At 62.8% G+C, this 1,005-nt stretch carries 2 protein-coding genes; one reads left to right on the forward strand and one right to left on the reverse strand.

Annotation, left to right across the window (positions count from 1 at the left end):
* A partial coding sequence (locus EOA22_RS35020; RefSeq protein ID WP_127390683.1) for an aldehyde dehydrogenase family protein occupies positions 1–366 on the forward strand: 366 nt, incomplete at its 5' end.
* 100 nt (positions 367–466) lie between these two features.
* Here EOA22_RS35020 and EOA22_RS35025 read toward each other — a convergent pair.
* Positions 467–1,005 (reverse strand): LysR substrate-binding domain-containing protein (locus EOA22_RS35025; RefSeq protein WP_245478780.1); only part of this gene is annotated, 539 nt, incomplete at its 5' end.

The raw sequence follows: 1,005 nt of genomic DNA on the forward strand, positions 1-1,005 counted from the left end.
GACGGCAGCAATTTCATCGCGCCGACTGTCTTCGGTGCGGTGTCGGACAAGATGACCATCGCGCGTGAAGAGATCTTTGGTCCGGTGATTTCGGCGATGCCGTTCGACACGCTCGACGAAGCCGTGGCGCGGGCCAATGCGACGCCCTATGGCCTGGCGGCCGGCATTTGCACCAGTCATCTTGGCACCGCCCACAAGCTCGCCCGCCGCATCAAGGCCGGCTCGGTATGGGTCAACATGTACCACGCCATCGACCCGGCGGTGCCGTTCGGCGGCATGAAGATGTCCGGCTACGGCCGCGAGGGCGGCATCGAACATCTGCATGAATATCTGGAGACCAAGTCGATCTGGATCCAGACCGACTGAGGGTGCGCTGATATTCAGGTGAGGCCGGGCTGCCAATGGCGGCATTCCCAGCGCACCATTCTCGGCGCTCGTGCAAGGTGCCTGTCCGAAGGCGCGACGCTCAGTTTGCAAGTTCGCGCAAATTGGTGCGGATGAGGTTCATCAGCTGTTCGGAGAAGGAGTGGTGCACATAGCCCCGCGCGGTGATGATGCCGACCGAGCGGTGGGCGTCGCGATGGTCGATCGGCACCACCCGCATACGCTCGTCATTGCGCGAAATGGCGATGCCGGGCACCACGCAGACGCCAAGTCCCGAACACACCAGTGCCACCGCCGTCTGTGCGCTTTCGACCTCGTATTGCGGCTTGAACTCGATGCCTTCCGCCGCCGTCAGCCGATCGACAAGGCCGCGCACGGCGGTCTTGCGGTTGAGCAGGATGAGCGGATAGCGCAGCAGGTCGGAGAGCAGCAGCTTCTTTTCGCCGCCGTATATTTCCGTGGGGATGCAGGCCATCAGCGGATCGTCGAGGATGGACTCGAACTGGAAGTCCGTCAGGTTTGGCAGTTCCGGGCCGATGTAGAACTCGACCTCCTGCTGTTGCAAAAGGCCAAGCGCGGCCTGCGGCGGACTCTCGATGACCTCGACGAGGCTGCGTGGAT

The organism is Mesorhizobium sp. M7A.F.Ca.US.014.04.1.1 (genome assembly GCF_003998745.1).
Lineage (GTDB): Bacteria > Pseudomonadota > Alphaproteobacteria > Rhizobiales > Rhizobiaceae > Mesorhizobium > Mesorhizobium ciceri.